The sequence below is a fragment of the Rhizobium sp. SVR5-2C genome, assembly GCF_056755115.1.
This window is the reverse complement of sequence record NZ_JBNDHT010000375.1, coordinates 1-279: the sequence shown is the minus strand read 5'-3', so window position 1 is coordinate 279 and position 279 is coordinate 1. Positions and strand designations below refer to the sequence as shown.

Below are 279 nucleotides of genomic sequence, written 5' to 3'. Positions count from 1 at the left end.
GAACATCACCTGCCCGCCGGTGACATTAATGGACTGCCCGGTGCAGTAAGAGGCTTTGGGGCTGGCATAAAACAGCAGCATGTTCAGCACGTCCTGATAATCGCAGCCGCGCTTCAGCGGCACTTTGTCGATGTAATACTGCTCCACTTCCTCCTCTTTCAGCCCGAGCTTGGTGGCATATTGCGGCAGCAGGGACTGGAACATCGGCGATTTCAGCAGGTTGCCCAGCATCAGCGAGTGAACGGTAATGCCATATTCGGCCAGATCGAGGGCCAGAGA

General features: G+C 55.9%; 1 protein-coding gene. It reads right to left on the bottom strand.

The window, feature by feature from the left end; all coding sequences use genetic code 11:
• Nucleotides 1-279 (bottom strand): SDR family oxidoreductase (locus tag ACPYOI_RS36150; RefSeq protein ID WP_481424181.1); only part of this gene is annotated, 279 nt, incomplete at both ends.